The sequence below is a fragment of the Blastococcus sp. SYSU D00820 genome (assembly GCF_054050695.1).
The window spans coordinates 53,564-77,430 of sequence record NZ_JBJGZW010000005.1 but is presented as its reverse complement, the minus strand read 5'-3'; the positions used below and the strand labels follow the sequence as shown (position 1 = coordinate 77,430).

20 protein-coding genes, 2 tRNA genes, 1 other RNA gene and 1 pseudogene are annotated in these 23,867 nt (G+C 75.0%); 13 read left to right on the top strand and 11 right to left on the bottom strand.

The window, feature by feature from the left end:
- The first annotated feature begins 7 nt into the window (after positions 1-7).
- Positions 8-95, top strand: a tRNA-Ser gene (locus ACI79R_RS08245).
- Positions 96-144: 49 nt separating this feature from the next.
- Here ACI79R_RS08245 and ACI79R_RS08240 read toward each other — a convergent pair.
- Positions 145-1,836: a serine/threonine-protein kinase gene (locus ACI79R_RS08240; RefSeq protein ID WP_456573112.1), complete on the bottom strand. Its 1,692-nt coding sequence runs from the start codon at positions 1,834-1,836 to the stop codon at positions 145-147.
- Between the two features lie 41 nt (positions 1,837-1,877).
- Positions 1,878-2,225 carry a hypothetical protein gene (locus tag ACI79R_RS08235; protein ID WP_456573111.1) on the bottom strand — a complete coding sequence of 116 codons (348 nt, stop codon included), beginning with the start codon at positions 2,223-2,225 and terminating at the stop codon, positions 1,878-1,880.
- A gap of 212 nt (positions 2,226-2,437) precedes the next feature.
- On the opposite strand from ACI79R_RS08235, the gene ACI79R_RS08230 reads away from it, so the two are divergent.
- Positions 2,438-2,522, top strand: a tRNA-Ser gene (locus tag ACI79R_RS08230).
- A gap of 102 nt (positions 2,523-2,624) precedes the next feature.
- Here ACI79R_RS08230 and ACI79R_RS08225 read toward each other — a convergent pair.
- Positions 2,625-3,491: pseudogene (locus ACI79R_RS08225) on the bottom strand (DMT family transporter); the annotation flags it as partial.
- A 107-nt stretch (positions 3,492-3,598) separates the two neighbouring features.
- Between ACI79R_RS08225 and ffs the strand changes: the two are divergent.
- The 8 genes from ffs (at position 3,599) to ACI79R_RS08185 (ending at position 12,813) form a co-directional block, all read left to right on the top strand.
- Positions 3,599-3,694, top strand: an RNA gene (gene ffs / locus ACI79R_RS08220) — signal recognition particle sRNA small type.
- A 59-nt stretch (positions 3,695-3,753) separates the two neighbouring features.
- Positions 3,754-6,003: a DNA polymerase III subunit gamma and tau gene (locus ACI79R_RS08215; RefSeq protein WP_456573110.1), complete on the top strand. Its 2,250-nt coding sequence runs from the start codon at positions 3,754-3,756 to the stop codon at positions 6,001-6,003.
- 55 nt (positions 6,004-6,058) lie between these two features.
- Positions 6,059-6,394, top strand: a complete 336-nt coding sequence (locus ACI79R_RS08210; RefSeq protein WP_456573109.1) for a YbaB/EbfC family nucleoid-associated protein — start codon at positions 6,059-6,061, stop codon at positions 6,392-6,394.
- Positions 6,395-6,433: 39 nt separating this feature from the next.
- Positions 6,434-7,033, top strand: a complete 600-nt coding sequence (recR, locus tag ACI79R_RS08205; protein WP_456573108.1) for a recombination mediator RecR — start codon at positions 6,434-6,436, stop codon at positions 7,031-7,033.
- Positions 7,034-7,234: 201 nt separating this feature from the next.
- Positions 7,235-8,881 carry an ABC transporter substrate-binding protein gene (locus ACI79R_RS08200; RefSeq protein ID WP_456573107.1) on the top strand — a complete coding sequence of 549 codons (1,647 nt, stop codon included), beginning with the start codon at positions 7,235-7,237 and terminating at the stop codon, positions 8,879-8,881.
- Between the two features lie 94 nt (positions 8,882-8,975).
- Complete coding sequence (locus tag ACI79R_RS08195; RefSeq protein ID WP_456573106.1) at positions 8,976-10,085, top strand: ABC transporter permease; 1,110 nt, start codon at positions 8,976-8,978, stop codon at positions 10,083-10,085.
- A complete protein-coding gene (locus ACI79R_RS08190; RefSeq protein ID WP_456573105.1) occupies positions 10,085-11,125 on the top strand; it encodes an ABC transporter permease in 1,041 nt (346 codons plus the stop codon). Before ACI79R_RS08195 ends, ACI79R_RS08190 begins: the two co-directional genes overlap by 1 nt.
- Positions 11,122-12,813 carry a dipeptide ABC transporter ATP-binding protein gene (locus ACI79R_RS08185; RefSeq protein ID WP_456573104.1) on the top strand — a complete coding sequence of 564 codons (1,692 nt, stop codon included), beginning with the start codon at positions 11,122-11,124 and terminating at the stop codon, positions 12,811-12,813. The genes ACI79R_RS08190 and ACI79R_RS08185 overlap by 4 nt, the downstream gene beginning before the upstream one ends.
- Positions 12,814-12,855: 42 nt before the next feature.
- Here the strand turns inward: ACI79R_RS08185 and ACI79R_RS08180 are convergent, their stop codons facing one another.
- Positions 12,856-13,212 (bottom strand): Rieske (2Fe-2S) protein, encoded by a 357-nt coding sequence (locus ACI79R_RS08180; protein ID WP_456573103.1) that lies wholly within the window; start codon positions 13,210-13,212, stop codon positions 12,856-12,858.
- 82 nt (positions 13,213-13,294) lie between these two features.
- Here ACI79R_RS08180 and ACI79R_RS08175 point away from each other — a divergent pair, with 82 nt between their 5' ends.
- On the top strand, positions 13,295-15,337 hold the full coding sequence (locus tag ACI79R_RS08175) for a TPM domain-containing protein (RefSeq protein ID WP_456573102.1): 2,043 nt from the start codon (positions 13,295-13,297) through the stop codon (positions 15,335-15,337).
- Between the two features lie 91 nt (positions 15,338-15,428).
- Here ACI79R_RS08175 and ACI79R_RS08170 read toward each other — a convergent pair whose 3' ends face one another.
- From ACI79R_RS08170 to ACI79R_RS08155, 4 genes are all read right to left on the bottom strand, one after another.
- Entirely contained in the window at positions 15,429-16,304 is an 876-nt protein-coding gene (locus tag ACI79R_RS08170; RefSeq protein WP_456573101.1) for a TauD/TfdA dioxygenase family protein, read from the bottom strand.
- A 13-nt stretch (positions 16,305-16,317) separates the two neighbouring features.
- Positions 16,318-17,139 (bottom strand): ABC transporter ATP-binding protein, encoded by an 822-nt coding sequence (locus tag ACI79R_RS08165; protein WP_456573100.1) that lies wholly within the window; start codon positions 17,137-17,139, stop codon positions 16,318-16,320.
- Positions 17,132-18,187, bottom strand: a complete 1,056-nt coding sequence (locus ACI79R_RS08160; protein ID WP_456573099.1) for a taurine ABC transporter substrate-binding protein — start codon at positions 18,185-18,187, stop codon at positions 17,132-17,134. Before ACI79R_RS08160 ends, ACI79R_RS08165 begins: the two co-directional genes overlap by 8 nt.
- A gap of 91 nt (positions 18,188-18,278) precedes the next feature.
- Positions 18,279-19,148 carry an ABC transporter permease gene (locus ACI79R_RS08155; RefSeq protein ID WP_456573098.1) on the bottom strand — a complete coding sequence of 290 codons (870 nt, stop codon included), beginning with the start codon at positions 19,146-19,148 and terminating at the stop codon, positions 18,279-18,281.
- A 315-nt stretch (positions 19,149-19,463) separates the two neighbouring features.
- Here ACI79R_RS08155 and ACI79R_RS08150 point away from each other — a divergent pair, with 315 nt between their 5' ends.
- Complete coding sequence (locus ACI79R_RS08150; protein WP_456573097.1) at positions 19,464-20,561, top strand: LLM class flavin-dependent oxidoreductase; 1,098 nt, start codon at positions 19,464-19,466, stop codon at positions 20,559-20,561.
- A gap of 71 nt (positions 20,562-20,632) precedes the next feature.
- Positions 20,633-21,394 carry a VOC family protein gene (locus tag ACI79R_RS08145; RefSeq protein WP_456573096.1) on the top strand — a complete coding sequence of 254 codons (762 nt, stop codon included), beginning with the start codon at positions 20,633-20,635 and terminating at the stop codon, positions 21,392-21,394.
- A gap of 12 nt (positions 21,395-21,406) precedes the next feature.
- On the opposite strand, the gene ACI79R_RS08140 is transcribed toward ACI79R_RS08145, so the two are convergent.
- Genes ACI79R_RS08140 through ACI79R_RS08130 form a run of 3 tightly spaced genes read right to left on the bottom strand, consistent with a single transcriptional unit; the run spans position 21,407 to position 23,860 of the window.
- Entirely contained in the window at positions 21,407-21,835 is a 429-nt protein-coding gene (locus ACI79R_RS08140; protein WP_456573095.1) for a PPOX class F420-dependent oxidoreductase, read from the bottom strand.
- Between the two features lie 16 nt (positions 21,836-21,851).
- Complete coding sequence (locus tag ACI79R_RS08135) at positions 21,852-22,820, bottom strand: pirin family protein (protein WP_456573094.1); 969 nt, start codon at positions 22,818-22,820, stop codon at positions 21,852-21,854.
- Positions 22,821-22,846: 26 nt separating this feature from the next.
- Positions 22,847-23,860: a pirin family protein gene (locus ACI79R_RS08130; protein ID WP_456573093.1), complete on the bottom strand. Its 1,014-nt coding sequence runs from the start codon at positions 23,858-23,860 to the stop codon at positions 22,847-22,849.
- Positions 23,861-23,867 lie beyond the last annotated feature (7 nt).

Sequence of the window (23,867 nt, the reverse complement as noted above, 5' to 3'; positions counted from 1 at the left end):
CTCCGACGGTGGCGTGTCCGAGCGGCCGAAGGGTCCCGCCTCGAAAGCGGGTGAGGTGCAAGCCTCCGTGGGTTCAAATCCCACCGCCACCGCCAGCTCCGTCCGACGGCGGCGTCTCCCCAGCGGGAGGCGCCGCCGTCGTCGTCACTGGGCCACGTCGCTGTCGAGCAGCAGCTGCCCGTCCTGCTCGACGAACGTGAACAGGTGCTGCTCGGTCTCCCGGCCCCCGTCGGCGTAGGCGAACTCGACCGTCGCGGTCGCGGTGAGCGAGGCCAGGTCGACCTGCACGTCGCTCACCACGACGTCGGAGAACCGGCCCCAGAACGCCGCGTAGTTGCCCTCGCTGATCGTCGACCGCAGGGTCGGGCCGGTCCGGGCGTAGGCCGCGCCGGGATCGGTCAGCACGAGCTCGTGGTAGTCCTGCAGGAACGCGCGGACGGCGTCCTCGTCGGTCGCGGCCGGGGACGGCGACTCTGACGACGGTGGCGGCTCGGACGACGACGGCGGCGGGGTGGAGGGCTCGGTCGGCTCCGCCACGGGCTCCTCGGCCGGCGGGCTCTCCTCCTCGGCGTCGCTCGTCGGGGCCGCGGAGGTCGTCGGCCCGGCCGCGGGATCGCCGGCGTCCCCGCTGGTGGCGACCAGCCAGGCGATCCCGCCGCCGGCCAGCAGCAGCAGGACGAGCAGGCCGGCCAGCAGCGCCGGGCGCCGCCGGCGCCGGGGCGCCGCGGCAGCCGGCCGGGACGGCGTCGCCCGCGGCTGGACGGCGGTGCGCGGGCCGGCCGCCGGGCGGGGTGGGGGAGCGGGTGCCGGCTCCGGAGCGGGTCGCGGCGCCGGGGCCGGCTCCGGGGCCGGAGGGTCCTCGGGTGGCGCCACCGCGGGCAGCGGCGCCACCGGCGTCCGCCCGCCCACGGCGGCCGGGTCCGGCAGCCGCGCGGTCCCGCGCGGGCCGGGGTGCAGGTCGGCGCGGGCCAGCAGCACCGTCGTCGGGTCGCCGTCGCGGCCCGCCGCCAGCCGGGCCAGCTCGTCGCGCACCTGCTCCATGGTCGGGCGCGCCGCGGGGTCGGCGTCGAGCATCCGCATCAGCGGGCCGGCCAGCGATCCGGCCCGGGCCGGCTCGCGCACCTCGCCGATGGCCACGCGGTGCAGCAGCCGCAGCGCGTTGTCGTCCATGCCGAACGGGGGCTGGCCCTCGAGGCAGGTGTAGAGCGTCGCCCCGAGCGAGAAGACGTCGCTGGCCGGCGACATCTCCGCCCCCTGGGCGACCTCGGGCGCCAGGAACGCCGGCGTGCCGGTGATCTGCCCGGTCTGGGTCAGGGTGACGTCGCCGCTGGCGTGCGAGATGCCGAAGTCGGTGATCTTCACCAGGCCCTGGACCTTGGCGCCCTGGCCGATGAGCACGTTGGCCGGCTTCACGTCGCGGTGCACGATGCCCGCGGCGTGCGTGGCGGCCAGGGCGTCGGCGAGCTGGGCGCCGATCTGGGCGACCTGGTCGACCCGCAGCAGCCCGTCCTCGTAGAGCACCTGCGCGAGGCTGCGCGAGGGCAGGTACTCCATCACCAGCCACGGCGAGCCGGCCTCGAGGGCGACGTCGTAGACGGAGATGGCGTGCGGATGGCTCAGCCGCGCGGCGATCCGGCCCTCCCGCAGCGCGCGCTGGCGCTGCTGGTCCTCCAGCTCCGGGTCCGTGCCGGCGGGCGGCAGCACCTGCTTCACCGCGACCTGGCGGCCGAGCAGCTCGTCGCGGCCGAGCCAGACCGTGCCCATCCCGCCGCCGCCGATCTGGGACAGCAGCCGGTAGCGCCCCGCGACGAGGTGGCCCGGTCCGACGGTCAGCATCGGGGACACCTACCCGTGATCACCGCGGGCAGACGTGCAGGTCAGACGGTGCTGGGCGCGCCGTAGCGGCGGGCGTACTCCTCCTGCGCCCCCGCGGGCAGGGCGTCGTACAGCTCGCCCAGTTCCTCCACCGACTCGGCGGGCAGGTCGTCGAACAGCCGCTCCCAGGTGGGCGGGTCGTCGTAGCTGCGGGTCAGCAGCAGCTCCCACGCCTGGGTCTGGCGGTCGCGCTTGCCGCGCTCGGCGGCGAACTCCGCGAGGTACTGGTCCTTGGCCGCCGCCTTCTCCTCGGCCGTCGCCGTCGGCGGCAGGCCCGCGGGGTCGGCTCCCTTCAGGACGGCGACGATGGCCGCCACCACCTCGGGTCTGGGCTGCTCGGCTGTGCTCATCTGTGCTGCTCCTCCTCGTGCGGGCCGAGTCCGCCCCGGCGTCCCCCGGCCTCCCATTCCCAGCAGTCCGCCGGTCAACCACCGCCCCGGCCGGCCGGGGCGGATGTGCCCAGCCTGCCCGACCGCGCCCGCCCGTGTCCCCCGCCCGGCGCGCGCGGTGGAGAGCCGCGGCTGACCCGCCCGGTGCCGCCCGGTAGTCTGGGGGCGCAGTTGGAGGATTCGCCTAGTGGCCTATGGCGCTCGCTTGGAAAGCGGGTTGGGGGCAACCCCTCGGGAGTTCGAATCTCCCATCCTCCGCACCTCGGCCCGGCGCCGGTCCACCTCTGGTGGGCCGGCGTCGGTCGTTCCCGGCCCCGTCCTGCGGGAGCCGGCCACCATGGCCGACAGATAGAGCCCGGCCACGGCGGCCAGCAGCAGCGCGCCGCCGGCCAGGGCCCCCGGCTCCAGCCGCTCGCCCAGCAGCAGCGCCGCGAGCACCGTCGCGGTCAGCGGCTCCAGCAGCGTCACGATCGAGGCGACCGCGCCCGGCACCGTCTGCAGGCCGCGGAAGAACATCGCGTAGGCCAGCGCGCTGGGCACCACGCCCAGGTAGAGCAGCACCAGCAGGGCCAGCGGATCGCCGGTCGTGTGCAGCCCGGTCGCCAGCGCCACAGGGGTGAGCAGCAGCGCGCCGCCGGCGAAGCCGGCCAGGGTCACCGGGACGCCGGCCGGCACCTCCCGCCCGGCCAGCGTGACGACGGCGTAGCCCAGCGCCGACCCCGTGGCCATGAGGGCGCCGAGCACGACCGCCGTCCCGGTCGCGGCGCCGGCCGACACGCCGACCAGCAGGACCAGTCCGGTCAGGGCGACGCCGAGCGCCAGCACCGTGGCGCGGTCGGGCCGGCCGTGACCGCGCAGCGCCGCGCCCACGGCGATGAGCAGTGGGGCCAGGCCGAGCGCCACCAGGGTGGCGATGCTCACGCCGGCCTGGGCGACCGCCGCGAAGTAGGCGAGCTGGTAGGCCGCCAGCCCGGCGCCGACCAGGACCAGGCGCACCGACGTGCCGCGGGCCAGGGGGGTCGCGGGCGCCGTCCGCCGTCGGCGGGTGAGCAGGAACCCGATCAGCAGGGCGACCGCGCCGACCGCCATCCGGTGCCAGGCGATGTCGAGCGGCCGCAGGCCGGCCTCGGTGGCCAGCCAGGACCCGCACAGGCCTGAGGTGCCCCAGCACAGCGCGGCCAGGGCGACGAGGAGGAAGCCGCGACGGGCGGCGGTGGGGGAGGGCACGGCTCGGGTCAGCGGACCGTCGGAGGGAGGCAGCCGTGCCCGGTGGTCATGGGCCGAGGGTAGGGGGAGCCCCGGCCGGCGCTCGACCGCTTTCCTCTACGATGGAGCCCGACCCCTCGTGTGGCGTCATCCTGTGAACCTCCCCAGGGCCGGAAGGCAGCAAGGATAAGCGGGCTCTGGCGGGTGCGCGGGGGGTCCCTGCTTTTCCCGGGTCGGCGCCGACGTGCGCGGGAGCGTCACCGGCGCCGCGTAATCTCGCCGCGTGGCTCTGGCGCTCTACCGGAAGTACCGTCCGGCGACCTTCGCCGAGGTGGTCGGCCAGGAGCACGTCACCACCCCGCTGGTGAACGCCGTCGACGGCGGGCGGATCAACCACGCGTACCTGTTCAGCGGTCCGCGCGGCTGCGGGAAGACCTCCTCGGCGCGGATCCTGGCCCGCTCGCTGAACTGCGAGCAGGGCCCGACGTCCACCCCCTGCGGTGCCTGCGCCTCCTGCATCGCGCTGGCCCCCGACGGCCCCGGCTCGCTCGACGTCATCGAGATCGACGCGGCGAGCCACGGTGGTGTCGACGACGCCCGCGACCTGCGGGAGCGAGCCTTCTTCGCCCCGGTGAGCAGCCGCTACAAGGTGTACATCGTCGACGAGGCGCACATGGTCACCACGCAGGGCTTCAACGCCCTGCTCAAGGTGGTCGAGGAGCCGCCGGAGTTCCTCGTCTTCGTCTTCGCCACCACCGAGCCGGACAAGGTGCTGCCCACCATCCGGTCGCGCACCCACCACTACCCGTTCCGCCTGGTGCCGCCGTCCACGCTGCGCGGCCTGCTGGAGAAGACCTGCGCGGCCGAGGGTGTCGCCGTCGAGCCGACCGTCTTCCCGCTGGTCGTGCGCGCCGGCGGCGGCTCGGTGCGCGACTCGCTGTCGATCCTCGACCAGCTGCTGGCCGGCGCCGGCCCGGAGGGCGTCACCTACGCCTCGGCGGTCGGGCTGCTCGGCGTCACCGACGACGCGCTGCTGGACGAGACGATCGACGCGCTCGCCGCCTCCGACGCGCCGGGGGTCTTCCGTGCCGTCGACCGGGTGGTGGAGGCCGGCCACGACCCGCGCCGGTTCGCCACCGACCTGCTCGACCGGTTGCGCGACCTGATCGTCCTGGACGCCGTTCCCGAGGCCGGCGGCAACGGGCTGCTCGACTGCCCGCCCGACCGGCTGGACCTCATGGCCTCCCAGGCCAAGGCCCTGGGCTCGGCGACGCTGTCGCGGATGGCCGACACCGTGCACGCCGGGCTCACCGAGATGCGGGGCACGACGGCGCCGCGGCTGCTGCTGGAGCTCGTCTGCGCCCGCATGCTGCTGCCCGGCACCGACGACTCCGCCGCGGGCACCCTGCAGCGCCTCGAGCGGCTCGAGCGGCGCATGTCGATCGCCGGCGAGCACGCCGGCCGGGTGGGCGGGGGAGCGGTCGCCGAGGCGCCGGTCCGCGAGGTCCCCGTCCGGGAGGCCCCGGTCCGCGAACCGGTCCGGGAGGCGCCGGTCCGCGAACCGGTGCACGAGGCCCCGCGCCCGGCGCCGGCCGCCGAGCAGCAGCCGGCCGGTCCCCGCCGCGAGTTCGTCCGGAAGTCCCAGGTGGCGGCCGCGCCGCCCCGGGCTCCGGAGCCGGCCCGCGTCCCGGCACCCGCGGCCGCGGCGGCCGACGACGACTGGCCCGAGACCGTGCAGCCGGGTTCCGGCGCGGCGCGGCGGCCCGCGCCCGCGGCGGCCGCGGCGCCCGCCCCTGCCCCGGCACCGGCTCCGGCTGCGCCTCCCGCCGCCGAACCGCCGCGCCGCCGGGTGGCGACCGACGAGCCCGACATCCCGCTGCCGCCCGAGCCGACCGACGACGAGGACTGGCCGCACCCCGCCCAGCCGGCCGCCGCGGCGGCCGCGGCCGCCCGTGTCGGGGCTCCGCGGGACGCCGCCCCCCGCGCCGCCGCGGAGTCCTCGCCGGCGCCGCGCGGTGGCGAGCCCACCCCGGTCGTCTCCGCCGACCCGGGCCCCGCCGCGGACGGCGAGCTGACCACCGCCGACGTCCGCCGGGTGTGGCCGGAGCTGCTCGCCGTCGTCCGCCGGCACAAGCGCACCACCGAGGCACTGCTGAAGAACGCACAGGTCCACGAGCTGCGGGCCGGTGTGCTCACGCTGTCGACCGCTTCCCCGGCGCTCGCGCGGCGGCTCGGCGACGACCTCAACAAGGACGTCCTGCGCGAGGCGCTCAACGAGCTGCTCGGCGTGCGGTGGAAGGTCGACGCCGTCGTCGAGGGCGCCGGCCGCAGCGCCGGCGACGCCGTCTCGCCGGAGGTCGCCCGGGAGGCCGCGCGCGCCGCGGAGGCCGCCGAGGCCCGCGAGCTGATGGCCGAGCGGGCCGCCGAGGTCTCCGCCGGCGGCGACCGGGAGCCCGAGCCCGCCGTCGACCCGGAGCAGGCCGCCCTGTCGCTGCTGCGCGCCCAGCTCGGCGCCCGCCCGATCGAGGAGTGACGCGCCGGCGCCGCGCCTGCGACGCATGTCCGACCGCGCGCCTACTCTCGGGAGCATGTTCCCCGGTGGCCAGCCCGACCTCCAGCAGCTCATGCAGCAGGCGCAGCAGATGCAGCAGCAACTCGTCGCGGCGCAGGAGGCTCTCGCGCAGGAGGAGGTCACCGGCTCGGCCGGCGGCGGCATGGTGACCGCGCGGATGACCGGCAGCGGCGAGCTGACCGGCATCACGATCGCGCCGGCCGCCGTCGACCCCGACGACCTCGAGACCCTGCAGGACCTCGTCGTCGCCGCCGTCCGGGACGCCTCCCGCGCGGCCAACGAGCTCACCGCCAGCCGGATGGGCCCCCTCGCGGGCGGCCTGGGCGGCGGCCTCGGGCTGCCCGGCGCCTGACGCGCCGCCGCGCCACCCCACCCACCTCAGAGGAGCACCGTGTACGAGGGTGCCGTCCAGGACCTCATCGACGAGCTCGGCAGGCTGCCGGGCGTCGGCCCGAAGAGCGCCCAGCGCATCGCCTTCCACCTGCTGGCGGCGGAGTCCGCCGACGTCGGCCGGCTGGTCGCCGCCCTGCAGCGGGTGCAGGCCGAGGTCCGCTTCTGCGTGACCTGCTACAACGTCGCCGAGGGCGAGCAGTGCCGGATCTGCCGTGACCCGCGCCGCAGCGAGGACGTGATCTGCGTCGTCGAGGAGCCCAAGGACGTCGTCGCCATCGAGCGCACCCGCGAGTTCCGCGGCCGCTACCACGTGCTCGGGGGCGCGATCAGCCCGATCGAGGGCGTCGGCCCCGACGACCTGCGGGTCAAGGAGCTCATGACCCGGCTGATGAACGGCACGGTGACCGAGCTGATCATCGCCACCGACCCGAACCTCGAGGGCGAGGCGACCGCCGCCTACCTGGCCCGGCTGGTCGCGCCCATGGGGCTGGCCGTCTCCCGCCTGGCCAGCGGGCTGCCGGTCGGCGGTGACCTGGAGTACGCCGACGAGATCACGCTGGGCCGGGCGTTCGAGGGCCGGCGGCGGATCGACGCCTGAGCGGGCGTGCGGGCCCCGGCAGGAGGGCCGCAGGCACGGATGCGGAACGGCGCCGGGACCCGTCACGGTCGCGTAACGAGCAGGCCCCGGGGTCTCTCAGTGGTGAGGAATTCGTGCTACTAGTGAGTAACCCCCGTGAGAGGCGGCCGCGGATCGGCGCCAGGAGCGCTCCGCGCCCGCCGGAGTAGACAGAGGAAACGGATGACCCCCGCAGGATCCACCGGCCGCCGCATGCGTGCGGCCACCGCCGGCCTCGCCGTCACGACGCTCGCGCTCGCCGCCTGTGGCGGTGGCGGGAACGACGGCGGCGGCTCGGGCAGCGGCTCGGGCGACGACGTGCTGATCATCGGTACCACCGACAAGATCACCACGATCGACCCGGCCGGCTCGTACGACAACGGCTCGTTCGCCGTGATGAACCAGGTCTACCCGTTCCTGCTCAACACCCCGCTGGGCAGCCCGGACGTCGAGCCGGACATCGCGGAGTCCGCGGAGTTCACCGCGCCGACCCAGTACACGGTGACCCTCAAGCCCGGGCTGACCTTCGCCAACGGCAACGAGCTGACCGCCTCCGACGTCAAGTTCTCGTTCGACCGCCAGGTCGCGATCGCCGACGAGAACGGCCCGTCGTCCCTGCTGGCCAACCTGGACAGCGTCGAGGCCGTCGACGACACCACCGTCGTCTTCAACCTCAAGCAGGAGAACGACCAGACCTTCCCCCAGATCCTGTCGAGCCCGGCGGGCCCGATCGTGGACGAGGAGGTCTTCTCGGCCGACGCGCTCACCCCCGACACCGAGATCGTCGACGGCAACGCCTTCGCCGGCCCCTACGTCATCACCAGCTACTCGATCAACGACCTGATCTCCTACGAGGCGAACCCCGACTACCAGGGGCTGCTGGGCGCGCCGAAGACCGGCACGATCAACGTCCGGTACTACTCCGAGGCCTCCAACCTCAAGCTGGACATCGAGAACGGTGACGTCGACGTCGCCTTCCGCAGCCTGTCGGCGACCGACATCGAGGACCTCCGCGGCAACGACGACGTCGAGGTCGTGGACGGCCCCGGCGGCGAGATCCGCTACATCGTCTTCAACTTCAACACCCAGCCGTACGGCGCGACGACCGCGGAGGCCGACCCGGCCCGGGCGCTGGCCGTCCGGCAGGCCGTGGCGCACCTCCTCGACCGCGAGGAGATCGCCGAGCAGGTCTACAAGGGCACCTACACGCCGCTGTACTCCTTCGTCCCGGAGGGCCTGACCGGCGCCGTCGAGCCGCTCAAGGAGCTCTACGGCGACGGCCAGGGCGGCGCGGACGCCGACAAGGCGGCCCAGACCCTGCAGGCCGCGGGCGTGGAGACCCCCGTGCAGCTGTCGCTGCAGTACTCCAACGACCACTACGGCCCGTCCTCGGGTGACGAGTACGCCCTGATCAAGGACCAGCTGGAGTCCACCGGGCTGTTCACCGTCGACCTGCAGACCACCGAGTGGACGCAGTACTCCGAGCAGCGGACCGACGACGTCTACCCGGCCTACCAGCTGGGCTGGTTCCCGGACTACTCGGACGCCGACAACTACCTGTCGCCGTTCTTCGGGACCGACAGCTTCCTGGTCAACCACTACGACGATGCCGAGGTCGCCGGGCTGATCGAGCAGCAGCGCGCCACCCCTGACGCGGCGCAGCGGACGGCGCTGATCGAGCAGATCCAGCAGCGGGTCGCCGAGGACCTGTCCACGGTGCCCTACCTGCAGGGCGCGCAGGTCGCCGTCGTCCGGGCGGGCGTCGAGGGCGCCCAGGACACCCTGGACGCGTCGTTCAAGTTCCGCTACGGGGCCCTGTCCCGCGGCTGATCCACGCAAGGAACAGGCCCCGGGTGACCTCGTCCACGACGAGGCCACCCGGGGCCGACCCGTGTGCGTGCCCCGCACCCTTGGAGCAGGAGACATGACCACCACGACCACCGAGCTGACCGGTGAGGCCCCCGAGGCCGGTGTCGCACCGGCCGCCCGACGACGGCGCGGGGGCGGCGGTGGCGGACTGGGCCGTTACCTGCTGGTCCGCTTCCTGCTGATCTTCCCGACCGTCTTCGTCCTGGTGACGACGGTCTTCTTCCTGATGCGCACCACCGGTGACCCGATCACCGCGGCGCTGGGCGGGCGGCTGACCCCCGACGAGCTGGCCGACCGGGTCGCCGCGGCCGGCTACGACCGGCCGGTCATCGTGCAGTACTTCGAGTACCTCGGCCAGATCGTCCGCGGCGACTTCGGCACCACGCTCAGCGACAACCAGCCGGTCACCCAGGTGCTGACCACCTACGGCGCCGCCACCGTGGAGCTGGCCTTCTACGCGCTGCTGGTCGCCTTCCTCGTCGGCATCCCGCTCGGCCGCTTCGCCGCCTACGCCCGGGACCGCTGGCCCGACGCCGTCCTGCGGATCTTCGCGATCCTCTGCTACGCCACCCCGGTCTTCTTCGCCGGCATGGTGCTCAAGCTGATCTTCGCCAGCGGTCTGGGCTGGCTGCCCTCCAACGGCCGGATCTCCACGCGCGGTCAGATCCTGCTGGAGACCAGCCTCGACGACCTGACCGGCATCTACCTGATCGACGCCATCCGCACCGGCAACGGCGACATCATCGCCGACGTCCTCGAGCACGCGGTGCTGCCCGCGGTGGCGCTGGGCCTGCTGACCGCGGGGGTGTTCCTCCGGCTGGTGCGCACGAACGTCATCGGCACGCTGAACATGGGCTACGTCGAGGCCGCCCGCTCCCGCGGCGTGCGCGAGCGGCGGCTGCTGCGCAAGCACGCCTACCGCCCGGCGCTCATCCCCATCGTCACCGTCATCGGCCTGCAGGTCGCGCTGCTGCTCGGCGGCGCGGTGCTCACCGAGACGACGTTCGAGTGGAAGGGGCTGGGCTTCCAGCTCTCCGAGTACCTCCAGGCCCGCGACTTCGTCGCCGTCCAGGGCCTGGTCGTGCTGCTGGCGGTCGTCGTCGCGGTCACCAACTTCGTCGTCGACGTCATCGCCGCCCTCATCGACCCGCGAGTGAGGTACTGATGGCCACCGCGGCCCCCGTGGCCGGCCGCCGCCCGAAGCGCGGCCTGCCGGTCGTCCGCCAGCTCAAGCAGAGCGTCGGCCTCCAGCGCGGCATGCTGGTCGCCGGGCTGGTCATCACCGGCGTCTTCCTGCTCACCGCGCTGTTCGCCCCGCTGCTGGCGCCCTACGGCTACAACCAGCTGCGCGACGCCGACGGCGCGTTCGGCGCCCAGCAGGCCCCGTCCGGCGAGCACTGGCTGGGCACCACGGTCGGCGGGTACGACGTGTTCTCCCGCGTCATCTACGGCACGCGGACGGCGCTGCTCGTCATCGTCGTCGCGATCGTCCTGTCGATCTTCATCGGCGTGCTGATCGGCCTGCTCTCCGGCTACTTCGGCGGCTGGCTGGACCGGGTGCTGGTCGTCGTGTGCGACGCCATCTACGCCTTCCCGACCCTCCTGCTGGCCATCGTCATGGCGATCGTCATCAGCGGCGGGCAGTCCAGCCTGTGGGGCGGCATCCTCGCCGCGGCCATCTCGATCACCGTCATCTACATCCCGCAGTACTTCCGGGTGATCCGCGCCGAGACGGTGCGGATCAAGGCCGAGGCCTACGTCGAGTCGGCCAAGGTGATCGGCGCGAGCCACTGGCGGATCATGACGCGGCACGTCCTGCGCAACGCCACCCGCACGCTGCCGCTGATCCTCACGCTGAACGCCTCCGAGGCGATCCTGACCCTCGCGGGGCTGGGCTTCCTCGGCTTCGGCATCGAGCCGACCGCGGCGGCCGAGTGGGGTTTCGACCTCAACCGGGCGCTGTCCGACGTCACCAGCGGCATCTGGTGGACGTCGATCTTCCCGGGCCTGGCCATCGTGCTGGTGGTGCTCGGGCTGACCCTGGTCGGCGAGAGCCTCAACGACCTGGCCGACCCGCGGCTGCGCAGCCGCCGGGCGGCCGACGCGGGGGAGACCGGCGAGGTCGTCGTCGTCCCCGGCGGCCCGCTCGGTGCCGGCCCCGCCGGCCTGACCGGGATCGAGACGACTGGAGGGAACGCCCTGTGACCGGTGCCCGCGACGCCGTCGTCGACATCGAGAACCTGTCGGTCTCCTTCGCCACCGACGCCGGGCGGATCTCCGCCGTCCGCGACGTCTCGCTGCAGGTCGCCGCCGGCGAGGTGCTGGCCATCGTGGGGGAGAGCGGCAGCGGCAAGACCGTGACCGCGCGCAGCATCCTGGGCCTGCTGCCCGAGACCGCCACCACCCGCGGCGCGGTGCTGCTCACCCGCAAGGACGGCAGCAGCTCGCACGACGTGGCCACGCTCGGCCGCGCGGAGCTGGCGGAGGTGCGCGGGCGGGACGCCGCGATGGTGTTCCAGGAGCCCTCGACCGCGCTCAACCCGGTCTACCCGGTGGGCTGGCAGATCATCGAGGGGCTGCGCGCGCACGGGAAGTACAGCCGCAAGGAGGCGCGGGAGAAGGCGATCGACGTCCTGCGCCGGGTCGGCATCCCCGAGCCGGAGAAGCGGATCGACGCCTATCCGCACCAGTTCTCCGGCGGGCAGAAGCAGCGCATCGTCATCGCCCAGGCGCTCGTGCTCGACCCCGGCGTCATCATCGCCGACGAGCCGACGACCGCCCTCGACGTCACCGTGCAGGCCGAGATCCTCGACCTGCTGCGCCGCTGCCGCGACGAGTTCGGCACCGCCATCGTGCTGATCACCCACAACATGGGCGTGGTCGCCGACCTCGCCGACCGGGTCGCGGTCATGTACCAGGGCGAGCTGGTGGAGCAGGCCGACGTCCGCACGCTGTTCGCCGCGCCGAAGGAGGAGTACACCCGGCAGCTGCTGGGCTCGGTGCCGCGGCTGGGCCAGGGCCGCGCGCGGACCGAGGAGCGGGCGCGCACCCGGCCGGCCGGCTGGGCGCGGGCCACCCCGGTGGTCGAGGCGCGCGACCTGCGGATCGTCTACCCGGGGCGGCTGCGCAAGCCCGACTTCGTCGCCGTGGACGGCGTCAGCTTCCGCATCCGGCCCGGCGAGGTGCTCGGTCTGGTCGGCGAGAGCGGCAGTGGCAAGACCACGATCGGCCGGGCCATCGCCGGGCTGACCAAGGTCACCGGCGGCTCGCTGTCGGTGCTGGGCACCGAGATGAACGGGGTCAAGGAGAAGCGGTTCCGCCCGGTGCGCGAGCGGATCGGCTTCGTCTTCCAGGACCCGGCGTCCAGCTTCAACCCGCTGCTGACCATCGCCGAGGCGGTCGCCGAGCCGCTGGTGGTGCACGGGCGGGCCCGCGACGTGCACGATGCCCGCGGCCGCGTCGACGAGCTGCTCGAGGCGGTGCAGCTGCCGAAGAGCTTCGGCGACCGGTTCCCGCACGAGCTCTCCGGCGGGCAGCGGCAGCGGGCGAGCCTGGCCCGCGGCCTCGCGCTGGACCCCGAGCTGCTGATCGCCGACGAGCCGACCTCGGCGCTCGACGTCTCGGTGCAGGCCCGCGTGCTGGAGCTGTTCGACCAGCTGCAGCGCGAGCTGGGGTTCGCGGCGCTGTTCATCAGCCACGACCTCGCCGTCGTCGACCTGCTGGCCGACCGGATCGCCGTCCTGTACCGGGGCAAGCTGGTCGAGGAGGGCACCGGCGAGCAGGTGCTCGACGCGCCGCAGCACGCCTACACGCAGCGGCTGCTGGCCTCGCTGCCGGTGCCCGACCCCGACGAGCAGGCCGCCCGGCGCGGCGCCTGGCAGCAGCTGGCCTGAGGTGGAGTGGGAGGGCGCGGAGAACGCGTCCCTCCCACTCCACTACTCGACGACGACGTCGTCCCCGCGGCGCAGCGCCCGGCGCACCCGCAGCTTCAGCCAGCGGCCGTAGCCGCGCACGAACTGGGTGTAGCCCGGCGTCGGCCCGTGGTAGCCGAGGAAGCCGCGCGGACCGGAGACCATCTCGCCGGTGCGGACGTCGTAGCGGCTCTGGTGCCAGGGGCAGACCAGGCAGCCCTCGGCGTCGATCGTCCCCTCGGACAGGTCGGCCAGCTGGTGCCGGCAGCGGCGGGAGACGGCGAAGTACGCGCCGCCCCGGTTGCCGACGGCGTAGTCGCCGACGCGGCGCACCGCGCCGGGCGGCAGGTCGGCGGCGGGGATGCGGTCGGGCTGGCTCACGGGTCCTCCAGGGCTCGGGGTCGCCTCCGCCCTACCCGGGAACGGCACGGTCCGACCCCCTCCCGCTGGGTAGGGTCGGCGCGTGCTGCTGCGCCGGTCCTCCGTGGTCCTCGCCGTCTCCGCCGGGGTGGTCCTCGCCGCCGGGCCGGCGCTGGCCGAGGACCCGCCGGTCCTCAGCGGGCAGCTGAACGACGCCGCCGACGTCCTCGACCCGGGCGAGGAGGACCAGGTCGAGGACGCCATCACCCAGCTGGAGACCGAGGAGGGCATCCAGCTGTTCGTCGTCCTCGTCGACAGCTTCGACGGCGTCGACTCCGGGGTCTGGGCCGACGAGACCGCCTCTCGGTCGGGCCTGGGCACGAACGACGCGGTCTTCGCCGTCGCGGTCCGGGACGGCGCCTACGGCTACTCCTTCGACCAGGGGGCCGGCGTCGACCAGGGCGACCTCGACGAGTACCTCGCCGCCAACGCCGACCCGGAGTTCCGTGACGGCGACTGGGCCGCCGGGGTGGAGGCCTTCGCCGCCGGCGTCGGGGAGAGCACCGGGTCCGGCGGGCTGGGCGTCGTCGGGGTGCTCGGCGGCATCGCGCTGCTCGGCGGCGGTGCCTACGCCATCGCCCGCGCCCGCCGCCGGCGGAACGCGCCGCCGCCCACCCGGCGGCTGGAGCGCCCCGACCCGCACGCCGGCGTCCCGACGCCGGAGCTGCAGGCGCGGGCCAGCACCGCGCTGCTCGAGCTCGACGAGGCGGTCAAGACCTCGCAGCTGGACCTGGACTTCGCCCGGCTGCAGTACGGCGAGGACGCCGTCGCCGGGTTCACCGAGGCGCTGGCGCAGTCGCGCCAGGAGCTCACCCGCGCGTTCACCCTGCGGCAGCAGCTGGACGACGAGATCCCCGAGGACGACCCGACCACGCGCGCCATGCTCGCCGAGATGCTGCAACTGACCTCGGCGGCCGACGCCCGGCTCGACGAGCAGGCCGAGGCCTTCGACCAGCTCCGCGACCTGGAGAAGAACGCGCCGCAGGCGCTGGAGGCCCTGGGCCCGCGGATCACCGCGCTGCACGGCCGGCTGCCGCAGGACGAGCAGCGGATGGCCGAGCTGCAGCGCCGGTACGCGCCGGCCGCGCTGGCGCCGGTCGCCGACAACCTCGACCAGGCCCGCGCGCGGCTGGCCGCCGCCGAGCAGGAGGTCGCCGAGGCGCGCGCCGCGCTCGACGGCGGCCAGCCCGGTGCGGCGGTCGGCGACATCCGCGCCGCCGAGGACGCCGTCGCGCAGACCACGACGCTGCTGGACGCGATCGGCCGGCTGGCCAACGATCTCGAGACCGCGCGCCAGCGCATCCCGGCCGCCCGCGCCGACACCGAGCAGGACCTCGCCGAGGCCCGCGCGCTGGTGGCCGCCGGTGACCGCAGCGGGCTGGGCCCGCAGATCGCCCGCGCCGAGGCCGGGCTGGCCGCGGCGGACGCGGCGCTGACCCCGGCCGACGGCTCCCTGCCGGACCCGTTCACCGCGCTGCGCCGGCTGGAGGAGGCCGACATCGCCCTCGAGCAGGCGCTGGGCGTGGCGCGCGACGCCCAGACCCAGGCCCGCCGGGCCGCCGCGGCGCTCGACCAGACGCTGCTCAGCGCGCGGTCCGGCATCGCCGCGGCCGGCGACTTCATCGGCACCCGCCGCGGCGCGATCGGTCCGGAGGCCCGCACCCGGCTGGCCGAGGCGCAGCGGCACCTCGACGCCGCCACAGGCCTGGGCAGCACCGACCCCGCCGGGGCGCTCCGCGAGGCGCAGCTGGCCGACTCGCTGGCCCAGCAGGCGCTGCAGCTGGCCCAGTCCGACGTCAGCACCTGGTCGGGTGGCTACGGCGGTGGCTACGGCGGTGGCTACGGCGGCGGCTATGGCGGCGGCTACGGGGCCGGCTACGGCACCGGTGGCTTCGCCGGCCCCGGGTACGGCGGGCGCGGCAGCGGCGTGGACCTCGGCAGCCTGGTGCTCGGCGGGATCCTCTTCGGCGGCGGCGGCGGGGGGCACCGCTCGCGCGGCAGCTTCGGCGGCGGGCACCGGCGCTCGGGCAGCTTCGGTGGGTCGGGCAGCCGCGGGCGCCGTACCAGCGGAGGCGGCCGCTTCTGACCGTGGCGTGCCCCGCCACATGATCAGGGACCCTGATCGTGCGGGGTCCTCCCGGACGGTGGGACGTCGGGGAGGACCCCGGGGGATCAGGTCACCTGATCGTCTGCGCGCCCACCCCCACCGGCACGTCGCCGCGCAGCGTCACCCGGTGCATGATCCGGCGGAAGTCGCCGTAGTCGCGGTTGGCGTAGTGCAGCGTCGAGCGGTTGTCCCAGAGCGCGACGTCGCCGGGCGACCAGCGGTGCCGCACGACGTGCTCGGGCTTGGTCAGGTGGGCGTAGAAGAGGTCGAGCAGCCCTCGGCTCTCGGCCTCGGACACCCCGGCGATGTGCGACGTGAACCCCGGATTGACGAACAGGCTGCGCCGGCCGGTCTCCGGGTGCACCCGGACCACCGGGTGCTCGACCGGCTCCAGCCGCGCGTACTCGCCGTCCTCCCACCGGTTCCCACCGCGCTGGGCCAGGTAGTAGCCGAACTCGCGGGTGCCGTCGTGCACCGCGGTGAGCTGGTCGGCCAGCGCGCGCACCGGTGCCGACAGCGACCGGTACGCGGCCTCCGCGTCGGCCCACTGGGTGTCCCCACCGACCGGCGGCACCTGCACCGCCCGCAGGATCGAGCCCAGCGGCGGGCGCCGGACGAAGGTGACGTCGGTGTGCCAGACGTCGGCGAACCCGTTGTCCGCCGCGTCGAGCGCGTAGACCTCGGGATGCTGCTCGTCCAGCCCCTGGACGACGGGGTGCGACGGCGTCAGCTCGCCCAGCCGCCGGCCCAGGCGCACCTGGCTGTCCGGGTCGAGGTCCTGCCCGGAGAGGAAGAGCACCTTGTGCTCGACGAGGGCCGCGCGCAGCGCGCCCAGCTGGGCGTCGTCCGCGGTGGCCAGGTCCAGGCCGGTGACGCGGGCGCCGTGGTACGCGCCGAGGCGCTCGAGGGTCAGCAGGTCGGTGGGGTCGGGGACGACGAGGGTCACGGCAGGTCTCCTGTCAGCTGGCGACGGAACGGACGGCGGCGCCGATCTCGGCGCGCAGCGCGGCGTACTCGGGCAGGCCGCGCAGCTCGTCGGGGGTCAGGCCGGTGCGGGGCAGGTCGACCGGCACGTCGAGGGCGACGGTGCCGGGCGCACGGGTGAGGACGACGACGCGCGAGGCGAGGAACACCGCCTCGTCGACGCTGTGGGTGACGAACAGGGCGGTGCGGCCGGTCTCGGCACCGACCCGGCGCAGGTCCTCCTGCAGCCGCTCGCGGGTGAGGGCGTCCAGCGCGGCGAACGGCTCGTCGAGCAGCAGCAGGGGCGCCGAGCCGGCCAGGGCGCGGGCGATCGCCACCCGCTGCTGCTGGCCGCCGGAGATCTCCCAGGTCCGGCGGCCGGCGGTACCGGCCAGGCCCACCCGGTCGAGCAGCTCGGCCACCCGTGCCGGGCGCTGCTCGCGGGGCACCCCGGCCAGCCGGAGCGCGAGGTCGACGTTGCCGCCGACGGTGCGCCACGGCAGCAGCCGCGCCTGCTGGAAGACCACGCCGGCCTGGCGGCCGGGCTCGGGGTCCTCGCCGCCGACCAGCAGCCGGCCCGACGTCGGGTGCTCGAAGCCGGCCACCAGCCGCAGCAGGGTGCTCTTCCCGCAGCCGGACGGCCCGACCAGCACGAGGAACTCGCCGGCCGGCACCTCCAGGGAGACCGGCCCGAGCGCGGGGACCGCGGCGGCACCGCGGCCGTAGGAGTGCGCGACGTCCCGGATGGACAGGGGTGCCCCGGTGGCCGGGGCGGGTGCCCCGGCCACCGGGCCGCCGCCGGGGGCGGTGCTACTCACCGGCGACGTCCTCCTCGAGCCCCTCGGTGTAGACGGCCTCCTGGAGCTCCTCCACGGACGGCGCCTGCGGGATCTGCTGCTGGTCGACGAGGAACTGCGCGGCGTCCTGCAGGTTGGCCGCGAGGTTGCCCGGGGCGTCCGGCGTCCCCAGCCACTCGGCCGTGGTCAGCTCGGCGGGGTCGAGGAAGACGCCCTGGGACAGCTGGGTGGCGGCGTCCTCGGGGCTGATGCCCAGCTGCCGGGCCACGGCCTCGGCGGCGGCGTCCGGGTCCTCGGCGATCAGCCGCAGGGCGCGGGCCTGGACCTGCCGCCAGGCGGAGATCGCGTCGGGGTGCGCCTCGATGAAGGCCGTCGAGGCGACGCCGAGGTCCAGCGTCGGCTTGCCGTCACCCGCCAGCTCGCGGCTGGTCACGAGGGTGGTGCCGGTCTGCTGGATCTCGGCCAGCGAGGGCAGCCAGGTGTAGGCCGCGTCGATGTCGCCGCGGCTCCAGGCGGAGACGATGTCCTGCGGCTGCAGGTCCACCAGGGTGACCTGCGAGGAGTCGACGCCGGCGCGGTCGAGGGCGGCCAGCAGGCTGTAGTGCGCGGTGGAGCTGAACGGGGTGGCGACCTTGTGGCCGACGAGGTCCTCGACCGAGTCGATGCCGGTCCCGTCGCGGGCGACGAGCGCCTCGTTGTCGCCGGCGACGTCGAGGATCCAGGTGACCTGGTACGGGATGGACAGCGGTGCGGACAGGCCGCGGGCCACCGGGCTGGAGCCGATGGCGGCGATGTCGACGGCCTCGGAGACGAAGGCGGTGTTGATGCTCGCGCCGGAGTCGAACTTGGTCCACTCGATGTCGTAGCCGGGCAGCGCCTCCTCCAGCCAGCCCTGGTCCTTGACGATCAGGTCGCCGCTGGGGAACGCCTGGTAGGCGATCCGGATGGTGGTGTCACCGCTGCCGCCGTCCTCGGCGGAGGCGGAGTCGCCGCAGGCGGCGAGGCTGCCGGCCAGGGCGGTGAGGGACAGGGCGACGGCCAGTCGGCGCCAGCCGCGGGTCGTGCTCATGGCAGGGGGGTTCCTTCTCTCGGACGTGCCGGGGCACCGGTCGGCGACCCGGCGGAGGGGTGGAGCGCGGGGAGGGACGACGGCGGCGGCGTCAGCCGCGGCCGCGCCAGGGGACGAGCCGGCGCTCGACGGCCCGGAGGACGCCGTCGATGACCAGGCCGGAGATGCCGATCGTGAACAGGCCGAGGATCACGACGTCGGACTGCAGGTAGGTCTGGGCGTCGCGGATCATGCCGCCGATGCCCGGCAGCCCGTTCACCGTCTCGGCGGCCACCAGAGAGGAGTAGGCGATGCCCACGGCCAGCCGGATGCCGGTGGCGATCTCCGGCAGCGCGGCGGGCAGCACGACCGTCGTCGTGATCTGCCAGCGCCGGGCACCCATGGCCCGGGCCGCCTCGACCAGCGACGTCGGCGCGCCGACGACGGCGGCCGCGGTGGCCACCGCCACCGGCGGCATCGCGGCGATGGCGAGCAGCCAGATCTTGGGCGACTCGTCGATGCCGAACCAGATGATCAGCAGGCTGAAGTAGGCCAGCGGCGGCAGGGCCCGCAGGAAGGTCACCCACGGCTCGACGACGACCCGCACCCACGGCAGCGTGCCCATGAGCAGGCCGGTGGCCAGCCCGGCGGCGATCCCGAGCAGCGAGCCCAGCCCGATGCGCTGGAGGCTGATGCCCAGGTGCTCGACGAGCAGGTGCCCCTGGTAGCCGACCGTGCCGTCGTGCGTGGTCGACGTGCGGATCAGCGCGTCCCAGACCGCACCGGGCGAGGGCAGGAGCACCGGGCTCCAGATCCGCAGCGAGTAGAGCAGTTGCCACAGGCCCACCAGGGCCAGGGTGGCCAGCACCCGGACGCCGACCCGCTGCCAGCGGGACGACGACCGGCGCCGGGTGCGGGCGGCGGCGGGCGGGTCGGCAGGGGACGGCGTCCCCACGGCGGGGGCGGACAGCACGGCGGACACAGGGTTCTCTCCAGGCGGCGGGCGACGGCCGGCCGCGCTCGGGCGGGCCGTCGGGAAGTGCCCCCGGGCACGGGGGCGGGGACCGGGCTCAGGAGAGGCGACAGAGCGCGCTGGAGACGCGCCCCTGGTCGACCGTGCGGCGGGAGGTGAGCGGGCAGCGGGCCACGGTGCACCTCCGGTTTCGTTCGCGGGCTGACTGCCCGGGGTCGACGACGGCGGGGACAGTAGGCCGCCCAGTGGGATCCCGTCAAACCCGATCGGTTTGGTGTGGTTTGCTGCACGCCGTCCCCGCCGCCCGAGCCCCGAGGCCCCGCCATGCAGTTCTCCTGGTTCCTGCCCACCCGCGGTGACGGCCGCGCCGTCAACCCCGTCACGACCGCCCGGGGCTCCGATCCCGCGGCGCTGCGCCGCCGGCCGAGCCTGGACTACCTGGCGTCGGTGGCCCGCGCGGCCGAGCAGTCCGGGTTCGGCGCGGTGCTGACCCCCACCGGCTCGGGCTGCGAGGACCCGTGGGTGGTCTGCTCCGCGCTGGCCGCGCTCACCGAGCGGCTGGAGTTCCTCGTCGCCTTCCGTCCCGGCTTCGTGCTGCCGACCCTGCTGGCCCAGCAGGCGGCGACGTTCCAGCGGCTGTCCGGCGGGCGGCTGCGGCTCAACGTCGTCACCGGCGGCGACCCGGCCGAGCAGCGCGCCTACGGCGACTTCCTCGACCACGACGCCCGCTACGCCCGCACCGGGGAGTTCCTCGAGGTGCTGCGCGCGTGCTTCACCGGCGAGCCCGTCGACCACGCCGGCGAGCACTTCCGCATCGAGGGCGGCGGGCCGGCCGAGCCGGTCGCGCCGGTGCCGCCGATCTACCTGGGCGGCGCCTCCGGCCCGGCCGAGGACGTCACCGCCCGCCTCGTCGACACCTACCTGACCTGGGGCGAGCCGCCCGCGCAGGTCTCCGCCCGGCTGGACCGGGTCCGCGAGAAGGCCGCCGCGGCCGGGCGCGAGGTGCGCTTCGGCATCCGCCTGCACGTGGTCAGCCGGGACACCCCGGAGGAGGCGTGGGCCGAGGCCGACCGGATGCTGGCCGGGATGTCGCCGGAGGCGATCGCCGCCACCCAGGAGCGGTTCGCCCGGATGGACTCCGTCGGCCAGGCCCGGATGACCGCGCTGCACGGCGGCGTGACCGCCGAGGGCGCCCGGGCGCTGGAGGTGGCGCCCAACCTGTGGGCCGGCATCGGGCTGGTCCGCGAGGGCGCGGCCACCGCGCTGGTCGGCAGCCACGAGCAGGTGGCCGAGCGGATCGAGGAGTACGCCGCGCTCGGGTTCGAGGAGTTCGTGCTGTCGGGCTGGCCGCACCTGGAGGAGGCGTGGCGGGTGGGCGAGGAGGTGCTCCCGCTGCTCGGCGCTCCCCGCGCCGCGGCCTGAGGACTCCGGCCCCTGGGAACTGTCGGACCCCGCTGGCACCGTGACCTTCCCCACATCGGAGGAGGAGAACGATGCCCACGCGAGACACCCCCTGGCCGGCCGGCACCCCCTGCTGGATCGACTACGGCGCGTCCGACCCAGAGGCGGCGAAGCGCTTCTACAGCACGGTCTTCGGCTGGTCCTGGACCGAGGGCGGCGAGGAGTACGGCGGCTACGTCAACGCGCTGAGCGACGGCCGGCAGGTCGCCGGGCTCGGCCCGCTGATGAGCGACTCGGACTCGCCGGCCTGGACGACGTACTTCGCCACCGACGACTCCGCGGCCACCTGCGACCGGATCCGGTCGGCCGGCGGCACGGTCGTCGTCGAGCCGATGGAGGTCGCGCCGTTCGGCACCATGACCATCGCGCTCGATCCGCAGGGCAACGGCTTCGGGCTCTGGCAGGCGGCCGAGCACACCGGCGTCCAGCGGTTCAACGAGCCGGGGTCCCTGGTGTGGAACGAGGCGGCCGTCGACGACCCGGCCGCCGCCCGCGAGTTCTACGCGGCGGTGTTCGGCTTCCGGTTCGACGAGGTCGACGGCGCCGAGGGCTACACCACCTTCGCCACCGGCGACCGGCCGCTGGGCGGGCTCGGCGGCACCACGCCCGGCGCGCCGAAGGGGTGGACGGCGTGCTTCGCCGTCGCCTCCACCGACGACACGGTCGCCACCGTCGAGGCCGAGGGCGGCAAGGTGACCATGGCGCCGGAGGACACCCCGTACGGCCGGTTCGCCGTCGTCGAGGACCCGTGGGGCGCCGGCTTCTCGGTCATGCAGGTGCAGCCGGAGGACTGAGGACGGCGGTCCTCAGTCGGGGAGCTGCCCATAGGTGTGCTCGGGCCGGAACCGCACGACCAGCCGGCGGTCGGTGACCATCGCCGCCCGGTACTCGTCCCAGTCGGGGTGCTCGCCGCCCACCCCGCGGTAGTAGGTGACGAGCTCGTCGACCGTCGGGTCGTGCGGATCCGCGGCCACCGGGGTGAGTTCCGCGGTGCCCTCCACGACCGCCCACGTCCAGGCGTCGGGCGAGGCGACGTGGAGGGACACCCGGGGGTCGCGCCGCAGGTTGCGGGTCTTGGCGCGGTCGGCGGTCACCGAGACGCGGAACAGCTGCTCCTGCGCGTCGTAGGTGTAGGCGACGTTCGACAGCTGCGGGCGGCCGTCGCGCTTGATCGTCGCGAGCACGCCGGCGGTGCGGCCGGCGACGAACGCGAGCAGGCGGGGGTCGGTGGTCACGGCCGGCTCCCCGTGCTCAGCGCTGGCGGCCGCGGGGCCGCAGCGGCACCGGGGGCAGCGGGGGTGCGGTCAGCCGGTCGCCGTCGTAGCCGACGACCGCGCCGAACCGGGGGTCCTCGGCGTTCCACTGCTCGGCGAACGTGCCGATCTCCTCGCCGGACCGGCCGACGAAGTTCCACCACATCACCAGCTGCTCCTCGAACGGCTCGCCGCCGAGCAGCAGCAGCCGGCCGGCCGCGGCGGCGCGGATCCGCACCGACCGCCGGCCGGTGCCCAGGTAGACCATCGAGCCGTGCGCCAGCGGCGCGTCCTCGACGGTCGAGTCGCCCGAGGAGGCCAGCAGCGCGTACTCGAAGTCCGGCTCCAGCGGCAGCTCCACGTCGGCGCCCGCGGTGAGGTCCAGGTCGACGCCCACCAGCGGGGTGTACGCCGTGCCCGGTGAGGTGCCGCCGCCGAACTCGCCCATGAGCACGGTGGCGGTGAGCCCGTCGCTGGTGAACCGCGGCAGCGTGGCGTGGTGCGCGAAGGCCGGCGCGGTGTCCCGCGCCGACTCCGGCAGCGCCACCCACAGCTGCGCCCCGTGCAGGTAGCGCGGGTGCTCCACCGGCGACTGCTCGGAGTGGGCGATGCCGTGCCCGGCGGTCATCAGCGCCAGCTCGCCGGGGCCGAAGGTGACGTCGCTGCCCAGCGAGTCGCGGTGGTGCACCCGTCCCTGGATCAGCCAGGACACCGTCTGCAGCCCGGTGTGCGGATGCGGCGCGACCTGCATGCCGGGGCCCGCGGCGACGTCGTCCGGGCCGTAGTGGTCGACGAACGCCCACGCGCCGACCAGCCGCCGGCCCAGGGTGGGCAGCAGCCGGCGCACGCGGGTGCTCTCGCCCAGGTCGACCTCCTTGGCCGGCAGCAGGTCCAGCACCGGGCCGGCCGTCGTGCCGGCCAGCCCGCCCAGCTCGCGGGCGGGTGGCCGGCGGTCGAGGTTGCTCATGGCGTCCCTTCCCGGGGTCGCAGCCGTCAGGCCGACGGCGCCTCGTCGGTCCGGCTGCCAGTCTCGCCCCGGACGTCGCCGTGCGGAACGCGCTGCGCCGGGACGGACCCCAGCCGGCCGGCCTGGAAGTCGGTGAAGGCGTCCATGACCTCCCGGCGGGTGTTCATGACGAACGGGCCGTACATGGCGATCGGCTCGCGGATCGGCCGGCCGCCGAGGACGACGACGTCCAGCGCCGGCGTGCGGGACTCCTGCCGGTCGGCGCCGCGGACGGTGATCGTGTCGCCGGGGCCGAACACCGCCAGCTGCCCGGTGCGCACCGGGTGCCCGTCGGGGCCGACGGAGCCGGCGCCGGAGAGCACGTAGACCAGCGCGTTGAAGCCCGGGTCCCACGGCAGGTCGAGGGTCGCGCCGGGGGCGATGGTGGCGTGCACCATCGCCATGGGCGTGTAGGTGGAGCCCGGACCGCGGTGCCCGGCCACCTCACCGGCGATGACCCGGAGGAAGGCGCCGGCATCGGGGCTGGCCAGCAGCACCGAGGCGTCGGCACGGAGGTCCTGGTAGCGGGGCTCGACCCACTTCTGCGCGGCGGGCAGGTTCACCCACAGCTGCAGGCCGTGGAACAGCCCGCCGCTGGCCACCAGCGCCTCCGGCGGCCGCTCGATGTGCAGGACGCCGCCGCCGGCGGTCATCCACTGGGTGTCGCCGTTGCTGATCGTGCCGCCGCCGCCGTGGCTGTCGGCGTGCTCGAAGGTGCCGTCGATGATGTAGGTGACGGTCTCGAAGCCGCGGTGCGGGTGCCACGACGTCCCCTTGGGCTCGCCCGGCGCGTACTCGACCTCGCCCATCTGGTCCATGTGGATGAACGGGTCCAGGTCGCGCAGGTCGACCCCGGCGAAGGCGCGGCGGACCGGGAAGCCCTCGCCCTCGAAGCCCTGCGGTGCGGTGGTCACCGAGCGGACCCGGCGGCGCACGGTGCGCGGCGCGGGCGCGGGGACCCGCGGCAGGGTGGTGGTGTCCTCGACGGTGATGGCGGGCATGTCGGCC

What these genes read in the sequence shown, in the direction of transcription:
- ACI79R_RS08240 (WP_456573112.1), bottom strand. Translation starts at nt 1,836, where the DNA reads ATGCTGACCGTCGGACCGGGCCACCTCGTCGCGGGGCGCTACCGGCTG.
- ACI79R_RS08235 (WP_456573111.1), bottom strand. Translation starts at nt 2,225, where the DNA reads ATGAGCACAGCCGAGCAGCCCAGACCCGAGGTGGTGGCGGCCATCGTC.
- ACI79R_RS08210 (WP_456573109.1), top strand. Translation starts at nt 6,059, where the DNA reads ATGTTCCCCGGTGGCCAGCCCGACCTCCAGCAGCTCATGCAGCAGGCG.
- ACI79R_RS08200 (WP_456573107.1), top strand. Translation starts at nt 7,235, where the DNA reads ATGACCCCCGCAGGATCCACCGGCCGCCGCATGCGTGCGGCCACCGCC.
- ACI79R_RS08195 (WP_456573106.1), top strand. Translation starts at nt 8,976, where the DNA reads ATGACCACCACGACCACCGAGCTGACCGGTGAGGCCCCCGAGGCCGGT.
- ACI79R_RS08190 (WP_456573105.1), top strand. Translation starts at nt 10,085, where the DNA reads ATGGCCACCGCGGCCCCCGTGGCCGGCCGCCGCCCGAAGCGCGGCCTG.
- ACI79R_RS08160 (WP_456573099.1), bottom strand. Translation starts at nt 18,187, where the DNA reads ATGAGCACGACCCGCGGCTGGCGCCGACTGGCCGTCGCCCTGTCCCTC.
- ACI79R_RS08150 (WP_456573097.1), top strand. Translation starts at nt 19,464, where the DNA reads ATGCAGTTCTCCTGGTTCCTGCCCACCCGCGGTGACGGCCGCGCCGTC.
- ACI79R_RS08145 (WP_456573096.1), top strand. Translation starts at nt 20,633, where the DNA reads ATGCCCACGCGAGACACCCCCTGGCCGGCCGGCACCCCCTGCTGGATC.
- ACI79R_RS08135 (WP_456573094.1), bottom strand. Translation starts at nt 22,820, where the DNA reads ATGAGCAACCTCGACCGCCGGCCACCCGCCCGCGAGCTGGGCGGGCTG.
- ACI79R_RS08130 (WP_456573093.1), bottom strand. Translation starts at nt 23,860, where the DNA reads ATGCCCGCCATCACCGTCGAGGACACCACCACCCTGCCGCGGGTCCCC.